The organism is Bacillus sp. JJ1532, assembly GCF_036965085.1.
Taxonomy (GTDB): Bacteria; Bacillota; Bacilli; order Bacillales; family Cytobacillaceae; genus Cytobacillus.
Genome location: NZ_JBALOW010000092.1, coordinates 4159 through 7987, shown reverse-complemented (window position 1 = coordinate 7987; position 3829 = coordinate 4159). Strand labels below are relative to the sequence as shown.

Annotated in this window: 5 protein-coding genes; 2 read left to right on the top strand and 3 right to left on the bottom strand. The window is 34.9% G+C overall.

Annotated elements, in window-relative coordinates:
• Positions 1-557: YkyA family protein (locus V7122_RS22650; protein ID WP_335355597.1), on the bottom strand; the 557-nt coding region annotated here is incomplete at its 3' end.
• A gap of 222 nt (positions 558-779) precedes the next feature.
• On the opposite strand from V7122_RS22650, the gene V7122_RS22645 reads away from it, so the two are divergent.
• Both V7122_RS22645 and def read left to right on the top strand, forming a co-directional pair.
• Entirely contained in the window at positions 780-917 is a 138-nt protein-coding gene (locus tag V7122_RS22645; protein WP_335355598.1) for a YjcZ family sporulation protein, read from the top strand.
• A gap of 123 nt (positions 918-1040) precedes the next feature.
• Positions 1041-1595 (top strand): peptide deformylase, encoded by a 555-nt coding sequence (def, locus tag V7122_RS22640; RefSeq protein ID WP_335355599.1) that lies wholly within the window; start codon positions 1041-1043, stop codon positions 1593-1595.
• A gap of 81 nt (positions 1596-1676) precedes the next feature.
• Here the strand turns inward: def and V7122_RS22635 are convergent, their stop codons facing one another.
• Together V7122_RS22635 and V7122_RS22630 are read right to left on the bottom strand one after the other, a co-directional pair.
• On the bottom strand, positions 1677-2447 hold the full coding sequence (locus V7122_RS22635; RefSeq protein ID WP_335529334.1) for a Cof-type HAD-IIB family hydrolase: 771 nt from the start codon (positions 2445-2447) through the stop codon (positions 1677-1679).
• A 26-nt stretch (positions 2448-2473) separates the two neighbouring features.
• Complete coding sequence (locus tag V7122_RS22630; RefSeq protein ID WP_335346470.1) at positions 2474-3367, bottom strand: DMT family transporter; 894 nt, start codon at positions 3365-3367, stop codon at positions 2474-2476.
• Positions 3368-3829: the final 462 nt, after the last annotated feature.

The following is a 3829-nucleotide window of genomic DNA, read 5'->3' as shown; positions in this document are numbered from 1 at the left end:
TATGCTTCATTAATTTTATTAATTTGTTCCTCAAGCTGAGTCAATTGAAGATTTTCTTCTTTAAACATAGCGTAAAGGTCTTTATCTAATTGAATAGCTTTAGAGTAATGTTGAAATATTTCTTCATGAATAGAATATCTTTCCATCATACAATCAAATAAATCTTGCGATAGTCTCTTAAGTTCAGGATCTTCCATTTCTTCAATCAGTGGCTCTAATGATTTAAACTCATTTTCAGAAGCTTTTATGCTTTCCTCTTCTTTGACCATATGTTCCTGCCGCTGGTCAACGATTTGGGCAGCTTCATCTGACAATTTAGAAACTTCTCCCATTTCCTTCATGCCTAAGGAAATTATTTTATCATAAATTTCTTTTTCTTTCTTCTCTAATTCGACTAACGGATCTTGCTGCTGTTCAAATAATTCTTCCGATGCAACAACCTTTTCTAAAACATTATATATTTGTTCAACAGTTGAACTCTTATTCAAACAACCAGAAATAATCATTACCGTACTTAAACAAATGATTATCAGGCAGCTTTTTATTGATACCGGCACGCTATAGACCCCCTTAATTAGAACAATTTAACTATACCTGCAGCCTCATCATTTTTCAATACACGAAAGGCTTGTCCATAAATAATTCTATTCCCTATACTTTTCATTTATGACATAGGCAAAGGCCTTCACCAACAAAATACTCCTAACATAGGCTATATAAATCGTCCTATAAAAAAAATAATATGTAGGCGATAATCTACTTTAGGGAGGTTATCCTTCATGTTTGGTTATGGTGGATACGGTTATGGCTGCGGCTATCCAGGGTTTGCTGGCGGTTTTGGCTGCGGCGGAGGCTTCGCGCTGATTGTTGTGCTTTTTATTCTTCTTATCATCGTTGGCTGCGTTTGCTTTTGCTAATATTGTAGGAGAAGGTGCAAAAATGTACCTTCTCTTTTTATTAACATTTTTCATTCATTTTGATAGACTAAATAAAGTAATTAAAAATTCGCCGATTGATCTTATGCTACAGGAGTGAATGACATGTTAACGATGAGGGATATTATTCGTGATGGACACCCAACATTAAGAAAAGTTGCAGATGAAGTTCCACTTCCACCAACAGAAGAGGATAAGCTAATTTTACAAAGCCTTTTAGAATATGTAATCAATAGTCAAAACCCCGAGATTGCAGAAAAATATGGCCTGCGCCCAGGCATCGGGCTGGCTGCTCCGCAAATCAATATTTCAAAAAGGATGATTGCTGTCTACCTTAAGGATGAAAAAGGAACTCTTCATAATTATGCGCTGTTTAATCCAAGAATCAAAAGCCACTCAGTTGAAAAAGCTTACTTAACTTCTGGAGAAGGCTGTTTATCAGTTGATGATCTGATTCCTGGAAATGTTCCAAGATATGCAAGAGTAACTGTTCAAGGAACTACAATAGATGGAATTGAAGTAAAATTAAGGTTAAAAGGGATATTAGCCATCGTGTTTCAGCATGAAATTGATCATCTGAACGGAATTATGTTCTATGATCATATTAATAAAGAGGATCCTTTTAAACCAATTGAGGGTGCTGTCCCAATCGAAAGATAGCAGGTTCAACTTTTGGACACCATGCGACAAAGGAAAAGACCGAACATTAGGCGTTCAGTCTTTTCCTATATTTTAATTCCCCTAAATTAATCCTATTCTTTTCAAGCCGTCCCAGATGCCGTTGTTGTTTGCTGAAGTTGTTGTTACATCTGCAGCAAGCTTAACTTCGTCTAATGCATTGCCCATTGCAATTCCAGTTCCAACTGCTTGCAGCATTTCGATATCATTTAATCCATCCCCAAAAGCATATACATTCTTCATCTCAATTCCTAAGCGGTCTATCATTAGCTTTATTCCCTCAGCTTTTGAGCCTCCTGCAGGCAACACATCCGTTGAAAATTGATGCCAGCGGACAAAACGGAAATTAAGAAATTCACTTTCATAGGCCGCGTCCTCTTTTTCTTCCGTAAATACTAATGCCTGATAAACTTCCCTATTCTTATAAAAATCAATATCTTTTTCTGGATAAGGAAATTTCAAACTGCCTATACTTTCTTCAATAAATCTGTTATCTAGTTCTGAGGATTTCATTTCTTTTTCATCTAGAAAAACAAGCGGATGTCCTCTATCCATTGAGTAGTTCACTAACCTTTCAATTTCAGATGTCGGCAGCTCATTTTTAAATATGACTTCATTTTCAAAAACAACAAATTGTCCATTAAAGCTAACAAAAGAATCGATATCCAGCTCATTGCGCAGACTGTCAAACATAAATGGAGCACGCCCTGTAGCAATCGCAACAAATACTCCATTCTCCTTTAAATGCTTAAGAGCTTGTTTTGTTGACTTTTGTAGCTGTTTATCACTGTCTACCAACGTTCCATCTATATCAAAGAATACTATTTTTTTCAATTATGTTTCTTTCCCTTCTATACATACTAGGCTGCAGCTTTACCTTCTTTTTGTTTTTCTTTAGTAGAGGTGATATAAACCCCCAGAAAAATGATAAGCAAGCCTACAATCATTGAATAATGAATACTTTCTCCCAATATGAAAGCTCCCCACAATATGGCTGATCCTGGCACTAGATAAGTTACTAAGGAGGCAAATTCCGGACCGCCATTTTTAATTAAATAATAATATATTAGGTATGCAACCCCTGAGCCTAATGAACCTAAGCCAAGCATTGAGAAAATTACATGCCATTCCGTAAAGGCAACGATGGATTCTGGCGATGAAACTAACATAACGAAAAAACTAATGAGTGCAGCAAAAAAGAGGGTAAATAAGGATATATGCAAGGTCGAGACTTGCCCTAAATTTTTCTTTGTAAGTTGTGTCCCTGCACCATAACAAATAGTCGCACCTAATAAAAACAGGATTCCTGAAAAATGACCCGAAAGAAAATCCCCAGACTTTAGATCAGAAATAATAAATATCCCGATAAACCCTAGAATAATACCGATCCATTGTTTTTTTCTTAAAACGGTTGAGAAAAATAGCGAGCCGATAAGAAGAGTCCAAATAGGTGTTGTGGCATTAATAACGGAAGCTAAGCTTGACGAGATTTTCGTCTGACCCATAGAAATAAGCAGCCATGGCAATGCATTGTTTAGTAATCCAACTAAAAAAAGCTTTGTTAGCGGAAGTTCTTTGTATTGGATTTTTTCACGTTTTACTAATGTGAAAATAGCTAGTATTAAAAAGCCAAAAAGGCACCTTCCAAAAACAACTCCAGCAGGTCCCAAATCTTCCAGCAATAGTTTAACAAATAAAAATGATGTTCCCCAAATGATGCTTAAAATTGCTAATGCACTATATAGCTTTCCCATTTGCCTCATCCTTACCTTAAAACTAATTTGTAAAAAATTTCGATTTACGTAATAAAACACTAAACCCATTTTTCAAAATTGTCAATTAAGGAATATTAATAAAGGAATGTTCAATTATTCATGAGCTATCCAAAAATACCCATGAGAGATAAGCTGTATTTGACATATAATAAAATAAAACTAAATCTTTTTAAACATCTTTGATTACTTTACTTTGGACAAGGATAGTTTAAAATAGAAAGTAAGGAGTTGATCCACAATGTTAAGGAAGCTAAGAAAGAAGCTTTTAAAACAGTGGAGAGATATGCTGCGGAAGAAAACTATTGCTTAAAATACCCTTTTGAGCCCTTCAATCTTGCGAAGGGCTCATTCCTTATCGTAATATGGGTATCTATATAATAAAAAAACATTTACATATAAATATTTCTTTAATAAGAAAAAACATGTAAATCATGTTAATTT

What these genes read in the sequence shown, in the direction of transcription:
- V7122_RS22645 (WP_335355598.1), top strand. Translation starts at nt 780, where the DNA reads ATGTTTGGTTATGGTGGATACGGTTATGGCTGCGGCTATCCAGGGTTT.
- def (WP_335355599.1), top strand. Translation starts at nt 1,041, where the DNA reads ATGTTAACGATGAGGGATATTATTCGTGATGGACACCCAACATTAAGA.
- V7122_RS22630 (WP_335346470.1), bottom strand. Translation starts at nt 3,367, where the DNA reads ATGGGAAAGCTATATAGTGCATTAGCAATTTTAAGCATCATTTGGGGA.